Source organism: Janthinobacterium sp. LPB2021202312-11-4 (assembly GCF_037049705.1).
In the GTDB taxonomy this organism is placed as follows: domain Bacteria; phylum Pseudomonadota; class Gammaproteobacteria; order Pseudomonadales; family Pseudomonadaceae; genus Aquipseudomonas.
Genome location: NZ_JBAGKV010000002.1, coordinates 137,183 through 159,151, shown reverse-complemented (window position 1 = coordinate 159,151; position 21,969 = coordinate 137,183). Strand labels below are relative to the sequence as shown.

Annotated in this window: 16 protein-coding genes; 10 read left to right on the top strand and 6 right to left on the bottom strand. The window is 58.9% G+C overall.

Annotated elements, in window-relative coordinates:
- Positions 1 to 3 precede the first annotated feature (3 nt).
- The 5 genes from V5E99_RS02770 to V5E99_RS02750 form a co-directional block, all read right to left on the bottom strand.
- A complete protein-coding gene (locus tag V5E99_RS02770; protein ID WP_499800758.1) occupies positions 4 to 1,056 on the bottom strand; it encodes a hypothetical protein in 1,053 nt (350 codons plus the stop codon).
- A gap of 14 nt (positions 1,057 to 1,070) precedes the next feature.
- Positions 1,071 to 1,223, bottom strand: a complete 153-nt coding sequence (locus V5E99_RS02765; protein ID WP_499800756.1) for a hypothetical protein — start codon at positions 1,221 to 1,223, stop codon at positions 1,071 to 1,073.
- Positions 1,224 to 1,304: 81 nt separating this feature from the next.
- Positions 1,305 to 2,711 (bottom strand): DUF1254 domain-containing protein, encoded by a 1,407-nt coding sequence (locus tag V5E99_RS02760; protein ID WP_499800754.1) that lies wholly within the window; start codon positions 2,709 to 2,711, stop codon positions 1,305 to 1,307.
- A gap of 156 nt (positions 2,712 to 2,867) precedes the next feature.
- A complete protein-coding gene (locus tag V5E99_RS02755) occupies positions 2,868 to 4,331 on the bottom strand; it encodes a DUF1254 domain-containing protein (protein WP_499800753.1) in 1,464 nt (487 codons plus the stop codon).
- 10 nt (positions 4,332 to 4,341) lie between these two features.
- A complete protein-coding gene (locus V5E99_RS02750) occupies positions 4,342 to 5,133 on the bottom strand; it encodes a hypothetical protein (protein WP_499800752.1) in 792 nt (263 codons plus the stop codon).
- Between the two features lie 384 nt (positions 5,134 to 5,517).
- Between V5E99_RS02750 and V5E99_RS02745 the strand changes: the two genes are divergently transcribed.
- From V5E99_RS02745 to V5E99_RS02730, 4 genes are all read left to right on the top strand, one after another.
- Positions 5,518 to 8,061, top strand: coding sequence for a pyocin-S2/colicin E7-DNase domain-containing protein (locus V5E99_RS02745; RefSeq protein ID WP_499800750.1), 2,544 nt, complete (start codon positions 5,518 to 5,520; stop codon positions 8,059 to 8,061).
- Positions 8,061 to 8,546 (top strand): DUF6392 family protein, encoded by a 486-nt coding sequence (locus V5E99_RS02740; protein WP_499800748.1) that lies wholly within the window; start codon positions 8,061 to 8,063, stop codon positions 8,544 to 8,546. The genes V5E99_RS02745 and V5E99_RS02740 overlap by 1 nt, the downstream gene beginning before the upstream one ends.
- Before the next feature lie 103 nt (positions 8,547 to 8,649).
- On the top strand, positions 8,650 to 10,170 hold the full coding sequence (locus V5E99_RS02735) for an S-type pyocin domain-containing protein (protein ID WP_499800746.1): 1,521 nt from the start codon (positions 8,650 to 8,652) through the stop codon (positions 10,168 to 10,170).
- A gap of 67 nt (positions 10,171 to 10,237) precedes the next feature.
- Positions 10,238 to 10,681 carry a polyketide cyclase gene (locus V5E99_RS02730; protein ID WP_499800745.1) on the top strand — a complete coding sequence of 148 codons (444 nt, stop codon included), beginning with the start codon at positions 10,238 to 10,240 and terminating at the stop codon, positions 10,679 to 10,681.
- 128 nt (positions 10,682 to 10,809) lie between these two features.
- Here the strand turns inward: V5E99_RS02730 and V5E99_RS02725 are convergent, their stop codons facing one another.
- The gene (locus V5E99_RS02725) at positions 10,810 to 11,235 is read right to left on the bottom strand and encodes a YciI family protein (protein WP_499800743.1); all 426 of its coding nucleotides are present in this window, start codon (positions 11,233 to 11,235) and stop codon (positions 10,810 to 10,812) included.
- A 235-nt stretch (positions 11,236 to 11,470) separates the two neighbouring features.
- On the opposite strand from V5E99_RS02725, the gene V5E99_RS02720 reads away from it, so the two are divergent.
- From V5E99_RS02720 to V5E99_RS02695, 6 genes are all read left to right on the top strand, one after another.
- Positions 11,471 to 11,914 carry an SRPBCC family protein gene (locus tag V5E99_RS02720; RefSeq protein WP_499800741.1) on the top strand — a complete coding sequence of 148 codons (444 nt, stop codon included), beginning with the start codon at positions 11,471 to 11,473 and terminating at the stop codon, positions 11,912 to 11,914.
- A 241-nt stretch (positions 11,915 to 12,155) separates the two neighbouring features.
- Positions 12,156 to 12,656, top strand: a complete 501-nt coding sequence (tpx, locus tag V5E99_RS02715; RefSeq protein WP_499800732.1) for a thiol peroxidase — start codon at positions 12,156 to 12,158, stop codon at positions 12,654 to 12,656.
- A 191-nt stretch (positions 12,657 to 12,847) separates the two neighbouring features.
- Positions 12,848 to 14,143, top strand: a complete 1,296-nt coding sequence (locus V5E99_RS02710; protein ID WP_499800730.1) for an MdtA/MuxA family multidrug efflux RND transporter periplasmic adaptor subunit — start codon at positions 12,848 to 12,850, stop codon at positions 14,141 to 14,143.
- Positions 14,140 to 17,244 carry an MdtB/MuxB family multidrug efflux RND transporter permease subunit gene (locus V5E99_RS02705; protein ID WP_499800729.1) on the top strand — a complete coding sequence of 1,035 codons (3,105 nt, stop codon included), beginning with the start codon at positions 14,140 to 14,142 and terminating at the stop codon, positions 17,242 to 17,244. The genes V5E99_RS02710 and V5E99_RS02705 overlap by 4 nt, the downstream gene beginning before the upstream one ends.
- Positions 17,241 to 20,348 (top strand): efflux RND transporter permease subunit, encoded by a 3,108-nt coding sequence (locus V5E99_RS02700; RefSeq protein ID WP_499800728.1) that lies wholly within the window; start codon positions 17,241 to 17,243, stop codon positions 20,346 to 20,348. The genes V5E99_RS02705 and V5E99_RS02700 overlap by 4 nt, the downstream gene beginning before the upstream one ends.
- On the top strand, positions 20,345 to 21,826 hold the full coding sequence (locus tag V5E99_RS02695) for an efflux transporter outer membrane subunit (protein WP_499800726.1): 1,482 nt from the start codon (positions 20,345 to 20,347) through the stop codon (positions 21,824 to 21,826). Before V5E99_RS02700 ends, V5E99_RS02695 begins: the two co-directional genes overlap by 4 nt.
- The last annotated feature ends 143 nt before the right edge of the window (positions 21,827 to 21,969 follow it).

The following is a 21,969-nucleotide window of genomic DNA, read 5'->3' as shown; positions in this document are numbered from 1 at the left end:
GGCTTAAAACATAAAGGTCGGAATGACCGGGATGAACGACAAACGGAAATTCCAGCGGCTGCTGATCAAGTCTTCCGGGTGAATGGCGGAGTACTGAATCTCCCCGGAAATGCGCACTGGCAACTTGCCGAAGTTGAAGATCCGTCCGGCGCCGAGGCCAATCGGGAAGGTCACTTTGTTGCCGCCCTCGGCCTTCCAGTTGACGGTGATGTTCGGCGTCATGCCGACCCGCCATTGCTCCGGGCCGGGAATGGTGCGCTGGATGAAATACTGGATGTTGGTCAGGCTCACGTCCTTGCGTTTGCTGTCGCCGGCCACCGACCACCAGTGCTGCGGGAACAGGCCGAGGGTCCAGTCTTCGCCCAGGTACGCGGCGACAAACGCCGGGCCGAGGGAATATTTGCCGGTGCCGAGTACATCTTGTGAGGCGGTCGGGAACATCGCCGTCGGGCCGAAGCCCCAGACCATTTTGCCGCCGCCGGCAAAGCGGATCGGTTCCTTGGGCGAGAACACCCCGACATACGCCAGGTCGCCGAAACCGCTGGTGCGGTCGAACGGGTCCTGAACCACCGAGGCGAAGTCGCTGCGATCGCTCAGGATTTCGTTCGGCCCCATGCCGATCAGGTTGCCGGCCTTATGGTTAACCGGGGCGCTGACGTAGCTGATGGGCAAGCGGTTGATCAGGTTCCAGTCTTCGCCGAGAGAAATCGGGAAGGTCGGCATGAAGCTGTATTTGCCGAGCATGCGCGTGCCGTTGCTGTTCGGGCCTTTGAGCGCGGTGTAGTCGTACTGGTTGAACAGCAACACCAGGTTGCCCACCGGGTTGTCCATCAACTTGGCGATTTGCTCGGTGGACGGGTCGCAACCGGCGGCCACGACTTTTTTCAGATCGATGTCGAAGTCTTGCTGCAAGCGATGACAGGTTTCGGGGTCACCCTTGGCCGCCGGCTGCGTCGGCGTACTGCCGAGGGCCGGCAAGTTGCCAGCGGCGCAGGCCAGGCCGCTGAGCATGGCCCCGCAGAGGGTCAGGTGAGTGCGCATCCATGCGGTCATCATCGGTCAGCGCTCCGTTACCAGGTGTACTGCAGGCGAAGGGTCCAGGTGTGCACATCGGGCGAGCCGGTGCGTTCCGAAACGGTGTCCGAGCGAGCGGTCATCCCGCCGTTGTGCCGTGTGCCGTCGAAAAACGGCGAGTTGTCGGCCTGGCTCAACAGAGGCGTCATGGCTCGCCTCAGTGCAGTCATCCTTGATGGGCTCGAACGCATTTTGCTGCTCCCGCAATGTTCGGTAGGACCGTGCGTGACTTACTGGCCAATCGGCGTCAGCAACGGGATTTTCCACTGGCCGTTGACCACTTCCGGTTTAGGCAGGTACAGGCGCAGCACGGAGTAGAACGGTCCGTGCGGCGCTGGCAGCCAATTGCTTTTCTTGCCGTCCACCGGCTCTGAATGCTGCACATACAGGGTCAGGCCGCCGTCGGCATCACGCTTGAGCTTGGGCAACATCCGCGAGTTGATCAGGTAGCGCTTCTGGTGGTTGGCCACCAGTAACTTGGTCTTGCCGTCGTACATCGTCAGCGACCAGAAGGCATCGGCAGGCGGCAGTTCATCCTTATTGAAGTGCAGGGTGTAACTGTGGCGCGCGCCGTTAAGCGGTTTGCCCTGGTTGTCGACGAAGTAGCCGATGTAGTTCGCCTCTTCGGCGGAGTTGCCGAAGATGCCGACATTGGCGCCGACGTAGCGGTACAGGTAGTTGCCTTTAAGGTGATCGCGAGTGCCGAAGAAGTCGCCACTGGTGACCTGATGCGTGTCGATTTTGTCCTTTTTGAACTGGGCGAATTCGGCCTTGCCGTCGGCGATACCGTCCTCCAGCGCCTTGCGTTGCTCAGCACTCAAATCGCTGACTTTGAACGGCTGGCCACCGACGATGCCGATCTTGGCGAAGCGCGCCAGCAGGTCCTTTTCCACGTCCTGGGGCGGGGCGAAACTCAGCATGAAGTTGAGGTAACGGAACAGTTCCGGGCTGTCGCTCATTGTGGGTGTGGGTTTTGGCCAATCGATTTTCGGCGCGGCCGGTGGCGCCGGTTGTTTGAGGTACTGGCTGAGGGTTTGCACCTTGTAGGCGTTCTGGATCAGCTTGACCTTGGTGAGGTCGGCATTGTCGAACAACTGCGTGCGATACAGCGCGTAGGCAATGCTGCTTTCGCTGCGCACCAGTCGATCGATGTTCACCGGTTGCTGGCCCTGCCAGTCGGGACCGGCAATCATGAACGTGCCGCCCTTGTTGCCGGTGCTGCGGGTGCCCAGGTAGGCAAAGTTCTGGGTGTAGAGGTCGATCAACTGCACCGAGTAGTAACGGTTTTCCGCAATCGGCGGCAAGGTCAGCACCACCGGTTCGGCGCGCAGGTCCATCCAGACGAAGGAATAAGGTGTGTCGGAATTGGGCGTGACAAACGCCGTGTCGGCCGGGGTGAATACCTTGGCGGTGTTGCCGATCTTGTTGAACGGCGCCTTGAAGTTCGGCCCGGCCTTGTCCACGGCCTGGGTGTAGAGGGTCTTGTACATCTCTACTACCGGGAAGCCGTACAGATAAGCTTCTTTGGCGATGCCGCGAGCCTCTTGCGGTGTGGCGCTGAAATCCGCCCAGGCACTGCAACTCAAGAGTAACGAGAGACTGGCAAGCATCAGGTGTGGGGTTTTCTCAAAACGCATGTCGTGTCCTTTTCGTGTAATGCCAGTCAGTTGAGACTGAACACAGAAACCTTTGTGGGAGCGAGCTTGCTCGCGATTGCGGTTGTCCATTCAGCACAGGTATTGCCTGTCAATAAGCCATCGCGAGCAAGCTCGCTCCCACAGGGTCACCGGGTGTCACTCCACAGCGGTGATGTCATCCAGTTTCCAGCTCTTGTCGAAATAGGCCTCGGTCGGCGCATACAGCCGGAAGTAGCTGAACCAATGTTTGCCCGGCAATGTTTGCACCCAGTTGTTCTCGAACCCCTTGGGCGCGGTCGGGCCGAAGTACAGGTCCACCGAGCCGTCAGCGTTCTTTTTCAGATCCTGGCGGGACGACAGGTCGGCCTTGCGTTGCGGGTTGTCGATCAGGCAACGGCTGTCGATGTCGTACACGGTCATCGACCAGAACTGCTTGGCCGGCGGGTTGGCGCCAACGTGCAAGCGATAGCTCTTGGCGCCGTCGAGCCAGTTGCCCTTGGCGTCGGTGTAGGCGCCGAGGTACGTCTGGCCCAGCCCCGGGGTTTTCGACACCATGCCTTTGGTGTTGGTGACCGCCTCGTAGAACCAGGCGCTGCGCTCCCACAACTGGTCGTAATACGCAACGCGCTGGGACGGCTCGGCGATGTTCAGCACGGTGTCCCACTGACGATCCTTCCAGTACTGCGCCTCCGGGAAACGCTTGGCGAAGGTGTTGGCCTTGGCGATCAGTTCGCCGACCTGCGCGCCTTGTTCCAGGGCCTTGCGCTGGTTGTCATTGGGGTTGAATGGCTTGTCCTTTTCGATGCCCAGGCTGGCGAGCATGGCCATGTAGAAACGGTCACGTTCGTTGACCGGCTCTTTCTGGATGATCTGATGCAAACGCTCCCAGTACGCCAGGCCACGTGGCTGAGTACCGGACCAGGCTTTGCCGTCGGGGGAGAGCAGCCGGGTTTTGCCAGGCTCGGCGCGTTTGGCGTAGGGGTACATCTTGAATTGCTCGACCAGTGCCTTGCCTTTGGCCGGGTCCGGATCGAGCACGCGAAAGCCCACCAGCACGTTCATGGTTTCCGACTTGGCCAGGTAATACTTGCCGGCATCGGCCGGTGGCTCGGCGCCCGGAGGCAGCACCAGGTACTTGCCACCCTTGCCTTTGTCGGGGCCGGTCTGGCCCATGTCGATGATCGCCCGCTGCCAGAAATCACCGACGCCGCCCGCCGTCGGGCCCGGCGGCAGTTCGATCACCAGCGGACCGGTTTCATTGAGGTCGACAAACCCGAGAATGTACGGCGTGGTGGCGTTGGCGGTGATCACGCCTAGCTTGTCTTCGTAACTGTTGAGCACCATCAAGTCGCCGCTGTGGGCCCCGAGTTTGTCGCGAAACTCCTCCTGCCATTGAGCGTAGGACACCAGCGGCAAGGCCCACAGGTAACTCTGGGTCGCTTGCTGGAAATCCAGTTCGGCGTAGAGCAGGGGGATGGACGCGTGAGCCGGCAGTTCGCCTTCCATGGCCACGTTGCCGATTCGGCTGTCGAGTTCCTGGGCTTGCGCCTGGGCGCCCACGCCACAACTGACGAACGTCGCCATGATGCCGAAACCGGCGACCCGCAGTGCACTGTGCATAGAAATGTCCTTATTTGCCGAAGGTGACGTTGATCCCGGCGAACAGCGTGAACTGCGGCAAGCCATCGCCTTTGCGTTCCACGGTCCATTGGGGTTCTACGAAGACGTTGAAAACGTTGGTCCCGGATTTCCAGACCTTGCCGCCACCGAAGCCGACGGGAATGTAATGGGTGTCGTTTTTCAGGTCGAAAGTCCAGGTGCCGGTCGAGCGCAAGTACCAACCCTTGGCCAGGTTATGAATGATGAAAGGTTGCATCGTGGCGGTTTCGACGTGGGCGCGATCATGGTCGCCAGCGAACGAACTCTGATACTGCACCAGCGCGCCCAGCAGGCCGCGAGGCGACGAATCGATGGCGATGGCGGCGAGGCCGGCCTGCCATTTGCCCGTGCCCAACTCATCTTGCGCGGCGGTGGGCGCAGTGATCTGCGGGCCGATACCCAACTGAATGCCGTCGGTCTTGAGCAGGAAAATATCGAACAGGTTCAGATCGCCGATGCCGGTGCTGTAACCGTTGTGCGGGTCGGGGCGGGTGCTGATCGGTAACGTCGCGCGCAGCAACTGCGGCACGCCGATGAAGTCGTTAGGCGCCACGGGCAGGGTGCCGCGCAGCAGCGCGTCATTGGTGTGGACGTTGGTGTCATACAGTTTGGGTGTGTAGTAATCCTGCAGGTTGACGCCGGGCGCGAGGTTAAGCGGGTTGTTACTTTTATTGGCGTCCTCGGCGTTATCGGCGTGTGCACAAAAGGCAGATGCCAGCATTGCCGCCAGCAAACAGGCGTGAGCTCCCAGATTCTTCGACATGATTCCCCGGTTCCTTGGTGGCTCAGTGGGCGAACTCGACCCTATGTTTGGTCGTTACGGCGTAATCCCTTTCCTATCAAGCCTGTAGGACACGTCAGTTGAAGCTAGCAGTTAACCGAGGGTTAGCCAGTCGAATGGATTAATTCTTTGGTTTTGTGGGCGGGTTCGCGCTTTGTTTCGTGTACTAAAAAGTTAATACGAAACAGGAGGTTGAGGGGATTAAGAACGTCAGGCAAAAGCGGCAAACTGAATCCGCGAATGGAGATCGCATTCAAACAAACCCATGTGCGCTGATTTTCGAAAAAATCCCCGTCCGATAACTATGTACCGCACCTGACCACCGCTTCATCGACATGCTGCGCCATACAGACAAGGAGTGACTGTATGGCACAACAAACATTTAAAGATGGATCAACTGGGGACGTTGTCATCAGATCCGGGCCGTCATCTTCGGGTGGTGGCTTTAGTGGTGGCTTTGGTGGCAGTGGAGGGGTTTCAGGTGGATTCGGTAAAACCAGCAAAAGTAAGCGGAAGGCTCGAAAGCGGGCCATAGAAGCTGATCGTCAGGCAAAGGAACACGCCCAGGCGCAAGCGGCAGCCAAAACGCAGGCCGCTGCAGCTCAGGCTCAGGCGCAGGCCCTTCACCAGCTTCTTGGCGCTTTGGCGCAGCGTCATGACGCCATCAGAGCCGAGGCCGACCGAAACTTTGCAGCCCGGGCGGCGCAACTCGTGCCGTCCCTTGAACAGGAGATTTCGGCAGCGCGCCAGCACCACACCGGCACTTCAAGCGAGCGCTGGCAGCTTTACCTCCTTACCAAAGCAAAAAACGAAATCGACGGGCTGATCGCCCGCAAAACTTCAGAGCTGAATGCCAAGAACGCCGTTGCCCGATCATTCGATGGGCATGATCCGCTCAACCGTAATTCAAACGACTACCTGACGCGCCTGGCGGCGTTTGGCCAGGCGCTGAATGACGGGCATCAGATCTGGGAAAACGCTTACAACGCGGCGCATGAAGCTCGGCTGCTGTCGGCTCAAGTAAGTGCGCTCACCGACAAGTCCAGCGCGCTGGCCAGACGTCACACCGAACAGACGATTGTCTGGCGTGAGCATGAGGCTATTCGGGAGCGTCACCGGCAACAGGCCGAACAACGCGACGCACGTATTCGGTTCAGGCAACAGGCCGATGAAGATTTTCGCGTCGAGCGGGTCAGGCAGGCCAATACGCTGACGGCGCCTGCTTCTGCTCTTTCCTCTGGCGGGTTGATTTTGACCCGAGAGGGCGTGTTCGTTGCGCAAGAAATCGCTGCCGTGCTTGAAAAGGCTGTGCAGGCTGCTGGCGAAGCGCTCATGGATTTTGGGCGAATAGCTGTCAGGACAGGGCCGGTATTCGTAACGGCCATGGTGTACTCGCCAACCGTCGGCAATGGCGAGTTGACTGCCGAGCAACGTCGGCGCCTGTTTCAGGCTGTCGCCATTCCTGCGCACGCGCTGGGCCTTGCGGACCATCAAGTGCTGCAATCGATTGCTGACGCCGGCGGTTCGGTAGAGGTTGCGTATCGGCTCAAACCCGAAACGGTGTCGGAAGGCACCGCGCTTATTGCCGTCAGCACGGGTTCTGAGATCGGCCAGTTTGTGCCCGTCATCAATGCAGTATTCGACCCGCTCACCGGGCTCTATATCGCAGAGAGTCCAGGATCAATACCTCGGCATCTGCAGTTCACGCCAGACGCTGCCGCTCAGACCGCCACGATAGGCCAGGCGCGGTTGGCGGTTATGACCACGCAGGTTCAGACCGTACCGGTGGGTGTGGATTTTCGCATACAGGACTGCATTGTCTGCGTACCCGGCCTGCCGCCGACGTATCTGTCTTTCAACCTGCCGCCCATGGGCTCGGGCGTTGTCATCGGAAGTGGTCAACCGGCCACGGCCGACTGGTTGCGAACGCTCAGTAACGGCGCGCAGATTCCAGCGCAGATCGGCGATCAGCTTCGAGGCCGGGAGATCCACTCGTTCGCGGCCTTCGACTCAACGTTCTGGCGAACCCTCGGCGAGCAGGAGTTGCTAACCGGCCGATTCGATGAGGTGAACCAAAAGCGCCTCGAACAAGGTTTTGCACCCTATGCGCCGAAAAGTACCTGGGTCGGCGAGCGGCGTGAATACGAACTGCGTTATTGGGAGATTGCCGAACTCGGCGAAAACCCCTTCAACCTCGATAAAATCAGCATTGCCACGCCGAAAAGTACTCAGGGCCTTTTGGGTATCCTGCCGGCGGTGGTGTCCTGGCCAATTCGCCCTGTCGGTTCGGGTGCCTGGACGCCCCTGATTCCGCCGGGCGTCGAGCAACTCGGTCCTACAACATCGCCGATTACTCAGCCAATACCCGAGGTTTATCCCGGCGGTTCTGTCATCCCGGTCCTACCGCAGAACGAGACGTTTCCGGCTGTTGATGAAGGGTTGATTGGTGCCAATATTCCTGGGTTTCCGGGAGGGATGGAACTGCCTTCTCCGGAGCTGGTGTTTGTCGGGCCACCAGTCGAACCGTTAGAGGTTGGGCCCTACAATGAACTCAGTGGTCGGAGCAGGGGGGATGGGTTGGATATAGATCACATTCCTTCGCGCAGGGCGTTGGAGATTCATCTGATGTACGCATTCCCCGAAATTGGTCATATAGAAAGGAAGGAGTTTGTAAGACGAGCCCCAAGCGTAGCGATACCTTCTGAAGTTCACCGGAAATTTAGCGAAACTTATGGGGCGCGAAATAATAGAGAAAAACAAGTTCAGGACGCAGACGATCTTAAGCGCGCGGTTGATGTTAATTTTGATGCTTTGAAGGTCGGGCTGTTGCAGCACGGATTTAACGAGGCTTCTGTCGAAGCGGTTCGATTGAAACTCCACAAGCTTCACACAGAGCAGGGATGGTATTGATGAGCATCACGACGATAAACCAGTGGGTAAAAAACTTGGGGGCAAGTTATGAGGAACTCGTCAGTAGAGATTTTATAGCGAAGGATCAGCTCTTGGAGGCGTTATATCCTGATTGTGATCTGTTGGACATGGTTCTGGAGGCCGGACTCAGCCTTACATTCTGGGCGGACACCAAACGACTTGAAACGCTATTCGTAACCTTGGTAAAGACGACACCATCAACTATCGAGTACGAGGGGGATCTTCCTGCACCCTACAGATCTGCAATGACTCAGTCCGATGTGCATGCGGTTTTTGGCAATCCAACGGAGTCAAGGGGGCCCATCAGAATGCCGGAGCCGATGGGGCAAACTGGTGGTTGGGAGTCCTTTCTTTTAGATTCTTCTATATATCCGGGTAAAAAAGTCGTCTTTCAATATACGGCCGATATGCGAGTTAAAACGCTGGTTTTTACTTTGGTGGATAAAGGTCGTGATTCAATTTAAGTATAGAAATATTCTTTAGTGTGTATGCATGCGCTCATCTCAAAAGAGGGCATGCTTTAACTCGGACGTTTTTTGCGTGCTTGAGAAATAAGGAAAAATCAAGATGGAACTTAAGGCTGCACTGCAACACTACTCGACAGCAGAATTCAAGGCGCTGGTTGACCGGATTTGGGCCGTCGACTTGCCAAAAAAGGATCACGATCAACTAATCAATCATTTTGATCGAATCGTTGGCCATCCCAAAGGAGCGGATTTGTTGTTTTACCCCGATGACAAGCACAACGTGAACGACTCGGAGTCGGTTGTGCATTACGTCAGAGATTGGCATCGCCAGCGTGGTGTCGTAGCTTTCAGAGATAAGACTGTCCCCACGGCGCCAAGGCCTTCCACTCCCCTGAGCCCCATTGCACGGAACCTGGCAGATGTGCAAACAATCGCTGCCGATGTCGCTGCAACCGCGCACAGGCTAGAAACCGCGTTTAGTTTGTTCGCGCAGCGTATCAAACACATGTCTGATCAACTGAACGCTCATCCGGATATTTTTTCTCGCGAAGTCGACATACAGGCTTTGGAAGCGGCTCAACATGAGGCGGTTATAGCCGTTAGAAAGTTTGAATTCCTGAAAATGCGCGTGGAGTTCGCCAAACACGGTGCGCAGCGCGAGTTGACTTACGCGCGGTCTGAGCAAGTCCAATGGCAGAGCATCGTGCAGCAGATCACCGCGACTCATGAGCATTACATTGCGCAGTTGGCGAGCACTGCCCTGCGACATCGTGGTTTGCATGAACGGGCAGAAACGCTTCTGATAAGCGCGCAAGACCAATTAATTGTGGCACGCAACCTGGCGGGTTCCGGCCCGACACAAGTGACCTGCACGTTCATTGCTTCGCTGGCATTTGCCAATAAGCGTCCCGATATCTTGCTGGTAAACGAACCATCCGGTTTAGTGACATCCCAAAAAGTTGGTCTACAGAACGCCATTCGCTCGACTGTTGCTGAGTTTTCCTGGCAAAACACTTCGAGCGAGGCAACTGCTGGAAACCAATATTCTGGAGTGCTTTACTTCGGATTTTCCAGCCGCGCGGATCGTCAGGTTTATGGATTGAGCCTGCCTCTGTCGGAGTTGATGCCCATTGAAGGCCAGGATTGGGAACATCTTGCGGAAAGCGAAAACGAGATAGACCTGCCATTCCGGATGAGCACCACAATAGCCCCTGCCAAGCCTGGAAAAATATTCCAGGGGTTACGCGAAATCAAAACGCTGTCGCAGGTTTACGTCACACCTTCTTTGGGCGGCCCAGACGTGCCCGGAGTCAGGGTCAGGCTGGCGAAGAAAAACGAGCGTAACAATACATTCAGTTTTACTGCTGAAGGTGGAACGCCGATTACCGTGCTCTGGTCTGATTCGGTCCCCAGTACGGTTGTTACTTCGACGGGCTCGGCCCCCTTACCCCGCTTGCAGTTTGTGCACACGCCACGCATGCCGTTGCTTGAAAACTTTGTTGACGCAGAAAGGCCCAGGGCTGACGACTACATTGTGGTCTTTCCCGCCGAGGCAGGTTTGGACCCGCTGTATGTCATGTTCAGAGATAGAAGCGAATATCCCGCTACGACTATTGCTTAGTCGAACCTTAGCCTTATGTCGAACACAACCTGCTGCTGTGCCGCCAAACAATGGAATGTTTATCTGTATGCCTGTTCTGGAACTCACTACTTTAATTCCCAATCGTTCGCCGGAACTCGTCCTCGATTTCTGTTTGGAAGGCCTCAGCTTTCCGAGGTTTTTTCCAGAACGCGTGACGCTGCTGAGTGATATGGACCTGAGTGATCTGCGTATCGAATCCAATAGAAATTTTCGTTTCCGACACTGGATGTTCAGCATCATCCCAGCGAATAGGGCTATGGTGATCCGCGAAATCGGTAAACACCATTTCATCGACGAAATGGTCAGTGGCCCACTGGCAGCCTTTCGTCATGAACATCGGGTCGCGGAGCAAGAGGGCGGTACGCTGTACACCGACCGGGTGACTTACGCCGCAATTGGCGGCGCGCCGGTGGAGTGGCTACTGGTCAATCGGTACATGCGCCGGATCTTCCAGGCGCGGCACCGCAATATGCTGCGGTTGCTGGGCTGAAACGGCCTGTACAGGGTGTTGTGGGGCGAGCCAGTTCGCGATGTTTGAGACTACCGATACACCAACATCTGACTCAACCACCGCTCTTGAGAGCACGCTCGCCCCACTTTTGAATACTGACGAAATACTCAGTGCTTCCTTGCTTGCGCCCGCACTCTCTCCTCCTGCTCACGCAGCTCCGGCGTGAACTCATCGCCAAAGTCCTCGGCCTCGAATATCGGACGAATCTCGATTTCGGCCTCTGTTCCCGGCATTGGGTTCGGGCAGCGTTTAACCCATTCGATGGCTTCTGCTTTGGACTTCACTTCCCAAATCCAATAGCCGGCGATCAGTTCCTTGGTTTCGGCAAACGGCCCGTCGATGACTGTGCGTTTCTCTCCCGAGAAGCGCACGTGGGCGCCGTTGCTGCTGGGTTTGAGGCCGTCGCATGAAAGGAGAATGCCAGCCTTGGCCAGTTCTTCGTTGTAGTTACCCATCGCGGTCATCAATTCTTCGGTGGGCATCACGCCGGCATCGGAGTCCGGGCTGGCTTTCACAATGATCATGAATCGCATGGTTTATCTCCGCTGTAGTTGAGTGATTCACTGTCTAGTCGAATGGTCGTTTCCCGAATCGACACCGCGCCCAACAAAATTCCCCGTAGGAGCTGCCGAAGGCTGCGATCTTTTGACCTTGTTTTTAAGATCAGGATCAAAAGATCGCAGCCTTCGGCAGCTCCTACAGGGGTGTGTCGCCATTGAGCGCGGTGGTAGGCTGCGCGTTCCTTGGTCAATGGAATGTCCGTCAGTCATGCCCGTTCTGGAACTCACCACTCTGATCCCCAACCGCACGCCCTGGCAGGTGCTCGACTTCTGTCTGGAAGGCGTCAATTTCCCGAAGATCTTCCCCGAACGTGTCACGCCGCTGGGCGATATCGACCTGAACAACCTGCGCATCGAAGCCGGGCGGCAGTTCAGGTTTCGGCACTGGATGTTCAACGTTATTCCATCGAACTGGACGGTGGTGATTCGTGAAGTCGGCGACACACATTTCATCGATGAAATGCTCAAGGGGCCGATGGCAGCCTTTCGTCATGAACACCGGGTGGTGGCGGGAGAGGGCGGTACGCTGTACACCGACCGGGTGACGTACTCGGCCATCGGCGGCGCGCCGCTGGAGTGGTTACTGGTCAACGGCTACATGCGGCGGATTTTCGAAGCGCGGCACCGCAATATGCTGCGTTTATTGGGATAGCGCGGTGTGTACGCGGTTCTGTGGGAGCGGGCTTGCTCGCGAAGTCGGCCCGTCAGTCATCAGTGCGACGCTTTCGCGAGCAAGCCCATTCCCACACGGCTTTTATGTCATTTGTGCGAGTTGTATCCAGTTTCAGCCGCGAGACTTCACAATTTGTATCTGGGCATAGGTCGTCGGACAATTTCGTGGTTAACTTCGGCCTCTTCAGATTTCCAACAACACTTCCAGAAGGACTCCGTTCATGGCTCAAGTCACTCTTAAAGGCAACCCGGTTCAAGTCAACGGCCAACTGCCACAAGCCGGTTCCAAGGCGCCAGCCTTTTCCCTGGTTGCCGGCAATCTGTCCGACGTGACCCTGGCGAGCTTCGCCGGCAAACGCAAAGTGCTGAACATCTTCCCAAGCGTTGATACCCCGACCTGCGCTACATCGGTCCGCAAGTTCAACGCCCAGGCCAATGACGTCGCCAACACCGTTGTGCTGTGCATCTCCGCTGACCTGCCGTTCGCCCAGGCCCGCTTCTGCGGCGCCGAAGGCCTGGAAAATGTCCAGAACCTGTCGACCCTGCGTGGCGCCGAGTTCATCGAAAACTACGGCGTTGCTATCGCTGACGGCCCGCTCAAAGGCCTGACCGCCCGTGCCGTCGTGGTCCTGGACGAAAACGACAATGTATTGCACAGCGAACTGGTTAAAGAAATTGCAGAAGAGCCTGATTACGAAGCGGCACTCGCCGTTCTGAAGTAAGCGCTTTTACAATTGTTAACGGCCTGGCTCTGTCCAGGCCGTTTTCATTTGTGCTTCAGTGTTTTAGACAAACATCCTGTTACGTAAGCCGAAGGTAAATTGCCGGTAAAGCCGCTTTGCTTAATGCCCGCCAGTGCTTATCGTTCAGCCTCCCGTAGAAGAAGCCCACGCGCCCAATGGTTGATCATTCAATGCAATCCTCCTCCCGTAGTCCCCGTCGCTGGCTGTTCGGCCTGCTTGTCTTGTTGGTCGTCGCTGGCGTGTGCTGGAAATTCTGGCCCGCCAGTACCGATCATAAGGCGGGCGAAAAGCCGAAAGCCGTCGCCGGACATACGGGCAAGGCCGGGGGCATGCGCCCTGGTTTCGGTGGCGCAACCGGGCCGATTCCAGTGCGCGTGGCGCCGGCGGTCAAGGGTGACTTCCCGCTGTATTACAAGGCGCTGGGCACCGTCACGGCGCTTAACACCATCAACGTGCGCAGCCGCGTGGCCGGCGAGTTGATGAAAGTGGCGTTCGAGGAAGGGCAGATGGTCAAGGCCGGGGACTTGCTGGCCGAGATCGACCCGCGCCCTTACCAGAACGCGCTACTCCAGGCCGAAGGCACTTTGCTGCAAAACCAGGCGCAACTGAAAAACGCCCAGGTCGATGTCGAGCGTTATCGCGGCCTGTTTAAAGAAGACAGTATCGCCAAGCAGACCCTGGACACCGCCGAAGCGCTGGTCGGCCAATACCTGGGCACGGTCAAGACCAACCAGGCGGCAGTCAACGACGCCAAGCTCAATCTCGAATTCACCAAGATCCGCGCGCCAATCACCGGACGTGTCGGCTTGCGCCAGCTCGACGTCGGCAACCTCGTCGCCGCCAACGACACCACGGCACTGGCGATCATCACTCAGACCCAACCGATCAGCGTGGTTTTCACCCTGCCGGAAAACAGCCTCGACACGGTGCTGGCCCGTTACCACACCGGTGCCAAATTGCCGGTGGAAGCCTGGGACCGTGGCGACATGAAACAGCAGGCGTCCGGTGTGTTGCAGAGCCTCGACAACCAGATTGACGTCACCACCGGCACCCTGAAATTCAAGGCCCGTTACGATAACCGCGATCAAGCGCTGTTCCCCAACCAGTTCGTCAACGTGCACCTGCTGGCCGACACCCTCAAAGACGTGGTACTCGCACCCTCGGCGGCGATCCAGTTCGGCACCAATGGCACCTTCGTCTACGCCATGGACGGGGATAAGAAAGTCACGATCCGTCAGTTGAAGGTCGGCGCCAGCGATGGCAGCAACACCGTCATCACCGAAGGCCTGGCCGTGGGTGATCGCGTGGTCCTGGAAGGCACTGACCGCTTGAAGGAAGGCAGCGAAGTGGAAGTGGTCAACGGCAGTCAGGATGTGCCAGCCACCCCAACGGAACACCTGCAAGGCAAATCGGCGGCCAAGACTTCTGACGCACCTGTCACTGACAAGGCGAAGAAGGGCGCATGAACATCTCGCGGCTGTTCATCCTTCGCCCGGTCGCCACGACCCTGAGCATGCTGGCCATTATCCTGGCCGGCATCATCGCTTACCGTCTGCTGCCGGTGTCGGCATTGCCTCAGGTGGACTACCCGACCATCCGCGTCATGACCCTCTATCCCGGCGCCAGCCCGGACGTGATGACCAGTGCGGTGACCGCGCCCCTTGAGCGCCAATTCGGGCAAATGCCCGGCCTGACCCAAATGGCGTCCACCAGCTCCGGCGGCGCCTCGGTGCTGACCCTGCGTTTCAGCCTCGACATCAACATGGACGTCGCCGAGCAACAGGTGCAAGCCGCGATCAACGCCGCGACCAACCTGCTGCCCAAGGACCTGCCGGCCCCGCCGGTGTACAACAAGGTCAACCCGGCGGACACCCCGGTGCTGACCCTGGCCATCACCTCCAAAACCATGCTGCTGCCCAAACTCAATGATTTGGTCGATACGCGCATGGCGCAGAAAATCGCCCAGATCAGTGGCGTGGGCATGGTCAGCATCGCCGGCGGCCAGCGTCAGGCTGTGCGGATCAAGGTCAACCCGGAAGCCCTGGCGGCCAACGGCTTGAACCTGTCGGACGTGCGCACCCTCGTCGGCGCGTCCAACGTCAACCAGCCCAAGGGCAACTTCGACGGCCCGACCCGGGTGTCGATGCTCGACGCAAACGATCAACTGACCTCGCCCAAGGACTACGCCAACCTGATCCTGGCCTACGCCAACGGTGCGCCGTTGCGGCTCAAGGATGTGGCGGAAATCGTCGACGGCGCCGAGAACGAACGTCTCGCCGCGTGGGCGAATGAAAACCAGGCTGTGTTGCTGAACATTCAGCGCCAGCCCGGCGCCAATGTCATCGAGGTGGTTGACCGGATCAAAGCCTTGTTGCCAAGCATCACCGACAACCTGCCGGCCGGCCTCGACGTCACGGTCCTCACTGACCGCACCCAGACCATCCGTGCGTCCGTCACCGACGTTCAGCACGAACTGCTGATCGCCATCGCACTGGTGGTGATGGTGACGTTCCTGTTCCTGCGCCGGGCGAGCGCGACGATCATTCCGTCGGTCGCGGTGCCGCTGTCGTTGATCGGCACCTTCGGCGTGATGTACCTCGCCGGGTTCTCGGTGAACAACCTGACCTTGATGGCCCTGACCATCGCCACCGGTTTTGTGGTGGACGATGCGATCGTCATGCTGGAGAACATTTCCCGATTTATCGAAGAAGGCGACAGTCCGCTGCAAGCGGCGTTGAAGGGCGCCAAGCAGATTGGTTTCACCCTGATTTCCCTGACCCTGTCGCTGATTGCCGTACTGATCCCGCTGCTGTTCATGGCTGACGTGGTGGGGCGCTTGTTCCGCGAGTTCGCCATCACCCTGGCGGTGGCGATCCTGATTTCCCTGGTCGTGTCCCTGACCCTGACGCCAATGATGTGCGCCCGGTTGCTCAAGCGTGAACCGAAGGAAGAAGAGCAGGGCCGTTTCTACCGGGCCAGCGGTGCGACCATCGACTGGATGATCGCCGCCTACGGGCGCAAGTTGCAGTGGGTGCTCAAGCACCAGCCACTGACCTTGATGGTGGCCATCGCCACCCTGGGGCTGACGGTGTTCCTGTACATGGTCGTGCCTAAAGGCTTCTTCCCGGTGCAGGACACCGGGGTGATCCAGGGCATTTCCGAGGCGCCGCAGTCGATTTCGTTCGCGGCGATGAGTGAGCGTCAGCAGGAGCTGGCCAAGGTGATTCTGGCCGACCCATCGGTGGAAAGCCTGTCGTCTTATATCGGTGTGGACGGTGATAACTCGACGCTAAACAGCGGCCGTATGCTGATCAACCTCAAGGCCCACAGCCAGCGGGATCTGACCGCAACGCAGGTGATTGCCCGCCTGCAACCGGAAGTCGACAAGCTGATTGGCATCCGTCTGTTCATGCAGCCGGTGCAGGATCTGACCATCGAAGACCGGGTCAGCCGCACGCAGTATCAGTTCAGCATGTCGTCGCCGGATTCCGAATTGCTCAGCCTGTGGAGCGGGCGTCTGGTCGAGGCCCTGGCTCAGCGGCCGGAGCTGACCGACGTCGCCAGCGATTTACAGGACAAAGGTTTGCAGGTGTACCTGGTGATCGACCGCGATGCGGCGTCACGGGTCGGGGTGTCGGTGTCGAACATTACCGACGCGCTGTACGACGCCTTTGGCCAACGGCAGATTTCGACGATTTACACCCAGGCCAGCCAGTACCGGGTGGTGCTGCAATCGCAGTCCGGTGAGAAGATCGGCCCGGATGCACTGAACCAGATTCACGTCAAGACCACCACGGGCGGTCAGGTGCGCCTGTCGAGCCTGGCGCACGTCGAGCAACGCCAGACGCAATTGGCGATCACCCACATCGGTCAGTTCCCGGCAGTGATGATGTCGTTCAACCTGGCGCCTGGCGTGGCGCTGGGGCATGCGGTGGACATCATCGATCAGGTGCAGAAGGACATCGGCATGCCGATTGGCGTGCAGACCCAGTTCCAAGGCGCGGCCGAAGCGTTCCAGGCGTCATTGTCGAGCACCTTGTTGCTGATCCTGGCGGCGGTGGTGACCATGTACATCGTGCTGGGCGTTTTGTACGAGAGTTACATTCACCCGATCACCATTCTTTCGACCCTGCCCTCGGCGGCGGTCGGCGCGTTGCTGGCGCTGCTGTTGACCGGCAATGACCTGGGGATGATCGCGATCATCGGCATCATCCTGCTGATCGGCATCGTGAAGAAGAACGCGATCATGATGATCGACTTCGCCCTCGACGCTGAACGCAATCAGGGCATGGCGCCGGAGCAAGCGATCTATCAAGCGGCGCTGTTGCGGTTCCGGCCGATCCTGATGACCACGCTGGCGGCATTGTTCGGCGCGGTGCCGTTGATGCTCGCTACCGGTTCGGGCGCGGAATTGCGTCAACCGTTGGGCCTGGTGATGGTTGGCGGGTTGCTGGTGAGCCAGGTGTTGACGCTGTTCACCACCCCGGTGATCTATCTGTATTTCGACCGTCTCGGTCGGCGCTGGGGCCATAAGTCTGAAGCCGTGGAAGCGGTAGAGCAGCCATGAACCTGTCCGGACCTTTTATCAAGCGCCCGGTCGCGACCATGTTGCTGAGCCTGGCGATCATGCTGCTGGGCGGTGTGAGCTTCGGCCTGTTGCCGGTGGCGCCGTTGCCGCAGATGGACTTCCCGGTGATCGTGGTCCAGGCCAGTCTGGCCGGGGCGAGTCCGGAGGTGATGGCCTCGACCGTGGCCACTCCGCTGGAGCGTTCCTTCGGCGCCATCGCCGGGGTCAACACCATGAGCAGCCGCTCCAGCCAGGGTTCGACCCGGGTGATTCTGCAGTTTGACCTCGACCGCGACATCAACGGCGCGGCGCGGGAAGTGCAAGCGGCGATCAACGCCTCGCGCAACTTGCTGCCGAGCGGGATGCGCAGCATGCCAACCTACAAGAAGGTCAACCCGTCGCAGGCACCGATCATGGTGCTTTCGCTGACCTCAGACGTGCTGGAGAAAGGCCAGCTCTACGACTTGGCCTCGACCATCCTGTCCCAGAGCCTGTCCCAGGTTCAGGGCGTAGGCGAGGTGCAGATTGGCGGCAGCTCCCTGCCGGCGGTGCGCATCGAACTTGAACCTCAGGCGCTGAACCAGTACGGCGTAGCCCTGGATGACGTACGCAACACCATCGCCAACGCCAACGTGCGCCGTCCGAAAGGCTCGGTCGAGGACGACCAGCGTTTGTGGCAGGTGCAAGCCAACGATCAACTGGAAAAGGCCAAGGATTACGAGTCGCTGATCATCCACTACAACAACGGTGCAGCCCTGCGCCTGAAGGATGTGGCCAAGGTCAGCGACGGTGTCGAGGACCGCTACAACAGCGGTTTCTTCAACGACGATGCAGCGGTGTTGCTGGTGATCAACCGCCAGGCCGGCGCCAACATCATCGAGACGGTCAACGACATCAAGGCACAACTGCCGGCGCTGCAAGCGGTGTTGCCGGCCAGCGTCAAACTGAACCTGGCCATGGACCGTTCGCCGGTGATCAAGGCGACCCTGCATGAAGCGGAAATGACCCTGCTGATCGCCGTGGCCCTGGTGATCCTGGTGGTGTTCCTGTTTCTCGGTAATTTCCGCGCCTCCTTGATTCCGACGCTGGCGGTGCCGGTGTCACTGGTTGGCACCTTTGCGGTGATGTACCTCTACGGGTTTTCCCTGAACAACCTGTCGCTGATGGCGCTGATCCTGGCCACCGGGCTGGTGGTGGACGACGCCATCGTGGTGCTGGAGAACATTTCCCGGCACATCGACGAAGGTGTGCCGCCGATGAAAGCCGCGTACCTCGGCGCCCAGGAAGTCGGTTTCACCTTGCTGTCGATGAACGTTTCGCTGGTGGCTGTGTTCCTGTCGATCCTGTTTATGGGCGGGATCATCGAGAGTCTGTTCCGCGAATTTTCCATCACCCTGGCGGCGTCCATCGTCGTCTCGTTGATTGTGTCCCTGACCCTGACGCCAATGCTCTGCGCCCGTTGGCTCAAGCCACACACGCCAGGCCAGGAAAACCGCCTGCAACGCTGGAGCCAGCGCGCCAACGAATGGATGGTCGGCAAATACGCCACCAGCCTCGACTGGGTGTTGCGTCACCGCCGCCTGACCTTGCTCAGCCTGATCATCACCGTTGGCGTCAACGTCGCGCTGTACGTGGTGGTGCCGAAAACCTTTATGCCGCAGCAGGACACCGGGCAGTTGATCGGTTTCGTGCGCGGTGACGACGGGCTGTCGTTCAGCGTGATGCAGCCGAAGATGGAAACCTTCCGCCGCGCCGTGCTCAAGGACGACGCCGTGCAAAGCGTGGCCGGGTTTATCGGCGGCACCAACGGCACGAACAACGCCTTCATGCTTGTGCGGTTGAAGCCGATCAAGGAGCGCAATATTTCAGCGCAAAAAGTCATCGAACGCCTGCGCAAGGAAATGCCCAAGGTCGCCGGTGCCCAACTCATGCTGATGGCCGACCAGGACCTGCAATTTGGCGGGGGCCGCGAGCAGACCACGTCGCAGTATTCCTACATCCTGCAAAGCGCCGACCTCGGCTCGTTGCGCGAGTGGTATCCGAAAGTCGTCACGGCGCTGCGAGCCTTGCCGGAGCTGACCGCGATTGATGCCCGCGAAGGCCGTGGCGCGCAACAGGTGACGCTGATTGTCGACCGCGACCAGGCCAAACGCCTGGGGGTGGACATGGACATGGTCACGGCGGTGTTGAACAACGCCTATAGCCAGCGGCAGATTTCGACGATTTACGACAGCCTCAACCAGTATCAGGTGGTGATGGAGGTCAATCCGATCTACGCCCAGGACCCGATCACCCTTAAACAGGTTCAGGTGATTACCTCGACGGGCGCGCGGATTCCGCTATCGACCATCGCGCACTACGAAAACAGCCTGGAAGACGACCGGGTCAGCCACGAAGGCCAGTTCGCGTCCGAGAGCATTTCCTTCGACATGGCAGAAGGGGTCACGGTTGAGCAGGGCACCGCCGCCATCGAGCGGGCGATTGCCAAGCTCGGGATGCCGGAAGACGTGATCGTGAAAATGGCCGGCACCGCCGATGCCTTTGCCGCGACGCAAAAGAGCCAGCCGTTCATGATCCTCGGCGCGCTGGTGGCGGTGTATCTGGTGTTGGGCGTGCTGTATGAAAGCTACATTCACCCGCTGACGATTCTGTCGACGCTGCCGTCGGCCGGGGTCGGCGCGCTGCTGTCGATCTATGCCTTGGGCGGGGAGTTCAGCCTGATCTCGTTGCTGGGGCTGTTCCTGCTGATCGGGGTGGTGAAGAAAAACGCCATTCTGATGATCGACCTCGCCTTGCAACTGGAGCGGCATCAGGGCATGAGTCCGCTGGATTCGATTCGCAGTGCCTGTCTGCAACGTTTGCGGCCGATTCTGATGACCACCCTGGCGGCGATTCTCGGCGCGTTGCCGTTGCTGCTCAGCCGTGCCGAGGGCGCGGAAATGCGTCAGCCGCTGGGCCTGACCATCATCGGCGGGCTGATTTTCAGCCAGGTGCTGACCCTTTACACCACCCCGGTGGTTTATCTCTATCTCGACAAACTGCGCCATCGCTTCAACAAGTGGCGTGGGGTACGTACCGATGCAGCTCTGGAAACTCCGCTATGACTGACCGTTCGCTTATCACTCTTGCTGCACCGATTGCCATGGCCCGGGGCTCGCGCTTGCTGAGCCTGGCGCTGTGTGTGGCGATGCTCAGCGCCTGCGCCGTCGGCCCGGACTATCAGCGCCCGCCCACCGCCGAACCGGCGCAATACAAGGAAGCCGAGGGTTGGCGTCAGGCCAACCCCAGCGATTCCCTGGCCCGGGGTGCCTGGTGGGAGTTATACGGCGACCGGCAGCTCAATGACCTGATCGAAAAACTCAACAACGCCAACCAGACCGTCGCCCAGGCCGAGGCCCGCTATCGTCAGTCCCAGGCCTTGGTGAGCAGCGCCCGTGCGGCGTTTTATCCGACGGTGGATTTGAGTGCGGGCAAAACCCGCTCCAGTCAGGGTGCCGGCAGCAGCAGTTCGAGTTTGAGCAGTTCCTCCAGTGGTATTCGCGATACCTATAACACCCAGTTGGGCGTCAGTTGGGAAGCGGATATCTGGGGCAAGTTGCGGCGCGGGCTGGAGGCTGACGAGGCAAGTGCCCAAGCGAGTTTTGCCGATCTGGCGGCCATGCGCCTGAGCCAGCAGTCGGAGTTGGTGCAGAATTACTTGCAGTTGCGGGTGATCGATCAGCAGAAGCGTTTGCTCGAATCGACGGTCGCGGCGTACCAACGCTCCCTGCAAATGACCCAGAACCAGTACCGCGCCGGTGTGTCCGGGCGTGATGCGGTGGCCCAGGCCCAGACCCAGCTCAAAACCACCCAGGCCAACCTCGTGGACCTGATCTGGCAACGGGCCCAGTTCGAAAACGCTATCGCCGTGCTGATCGGCAAGGCGCCCGCCGAGTTCACTCTGGCTGAAACCCAGGACATCCCCAAACTGCCGCAGATTCCCCTGAGCCTGCCGTCGCAACTGCTCGAACGTCGCCCGGACATCGCCTCCGCCGAACGCTCGGTGATTGCCGCCAATGCCAACATCGGCGTGGCGAAAGCCGCTTACTACCCGGATTTGAGCCTGAGCCTCAGCGGCGGTTACAGCAGCAGTACGTCCAGCAACCTGATCAGCCTGCCGAACCGCTTCTGGTCGGTGGGGCCGAAAGTCACGTTGCCGTTGTTCGACGGCGGTGCGCGCTCGGCGGAAGTCGATCGCAACGAAGCGCTGTATGACGAAACCGTGGCCAAGTACCGCCAGACCGTGCTCGACGGCTTCCGCGAGGTGGAAAACTACCTGGTGCAACTCAAGGTCTACGAAAACGAAGCGGCGGTGCGTCAGGAGGCGTTGGACGCGGCGCGGGATTCCCTGCGCCTGACCGAGAACCAGTACAAGGCCGGGCTGATTGCCTATCTGGACGTGGTGGTGGTGCAAGCCACCGCGCTGAGCAATGAACAAAGCGTGTTGACGGTGTTGCAGAGCCGGTTGATTGCCAGCGTTCAATTGATTGCGGCGCTGGGTGGTGGATGGGATGGGCAGCTAGAGATGAGCAAAAACCCGTAACCCAAATGCCATCTCTCTGTAGGAGCTGCCGAAGGCTGCGATCTTTTGACTTTGTTTTTAAGATCAAGATCAAGAGATCGCAGCCTTCGGCAGCTCCTACAGGAGTCGTGTCAGACCTTTTAATTGGGTTCTGAGCGAGTTTT

What these genes read in the sequence shown, in the direction of transcription:
- V5E99_RS02695 (WP_499800726.1), top strand. Translation starts at nt 20,345, where the DNA reads ATGACTGACCGTTCGCTTATCACTCTTGCTGCACCGATTGCCATGGCC.
- V5E99_RS02760 (WP_499800754.1), bottom strand. Translation starts at nt 2,711, where the DNA reads ATGCGTTTTGAGAAAACCCCACACCTGATGCTTGCCAGTCTCTCGTTA.
- V5E99_RS02765 (WP_499800756.1), bottom strand. Translation starts at nt 1,223, where the DNA reads ATGACGCCTCTGTTGAGCCAGGCCGACAACTCGCCGTTTTTCGACGGC.
- V5E99_RS02720 (WP_499800741.1), top strand. Translation starts at nt 11,471, where the DNA reads ATGCCCGTTCTGGAACTCACCACTCTGATCCCCAACCGCACGCCCTGG.
- V5E99_RS02710 (WP_499800730.1), top strand. Translation starts at nt 12,848, where the DNA reads ATGCAATCCTCCTCCCGTAGTCCCCGTCGCTGGCTGTTCGGCCTGCTT.
- tpx (WP_499800732.1), top strand. Translation starts at nt 12,156, where the DNA reads ATGGCTCAAGTCACTCTTAAAGGCAACCCGGTTCAAGTCAACGGCCAA.
- V5E99_RS02735 (WP_499800746.1), top strand. Translation starts at nt 8,650, where the DNA reads ATGGAACTTAAGGCTGCACTGCAACACTACTCGACAGCAGAATTCAAG.
- V5E99_RS02730 (WP_499800745.1), top strand. Translation starts at nt 10,238, where the DNA reads ATGCCTGTTCTGGAACTCACTACTTTAATTCCCAATCGTTCGCCGGAA.
- V5E99_RS02725 (WP_499800743.1), bottom strand. Translation starts at nt 11,235, where the DNA reads ATGCGATTCATGATCATTGTGAAAGCCAGCCCGGACTCCGATGCCGGC.
- V5E99_RS02750 (WP_499800752.1), bottom strand. Translation starts at nt 5,133, where the DNA reads ATGTCGAAGAATCTGGGAGCTCACGCCTGTTTGCTGGCGGCAATGCTG.
- V5E99_RS02745 (WP_499800750.1), top strand. Translation starts at nt 5,518, where the DNA reads ATGGCACAACAAACATTTAAAGATGGATCAACTGGGGACGTTGTCATC.
- V5E99_RS02740 (WP_499800748.1), top strand. Translation starts at nt 8,061, where the DNA reads ATGAGCATCACGACGATAAACCAGTGGGTAAAAAACTTGGGGGCAAGT.
- V5E99_RS02705 (WP_499800729.1), top strand. Translation starts at nt 14,140, where the DNA reads ATGAACATCTCGCGGCTGTTCATCCTTCGCCCGGTCGCCACGACCCTG.
- V5E99_RS02755 (WP_499800753.1), bottom strand. Translation starts at nt 4,331, where the DNA reads ATGCACAGTGCACTGCGGGTCGCCGGTTTCGGCATCATGGCGACGTTC.
- V5E99_RS02700 (WP_499800728.1), top strand. Translation starts at nt 17,241, where the DNA reads ATGAACCTGTCCGGACCTTTTATCAAGCGCCCGGTCGCGACCATGTTG.
- V5E99_RS02770 (WP_499800758.1), bottom strand. Translation starts at nt 1,056, where the DNA reads ATGATGACCGCATGGATGCGCACTCACCTGACCCTCTGCGGGGCCATG.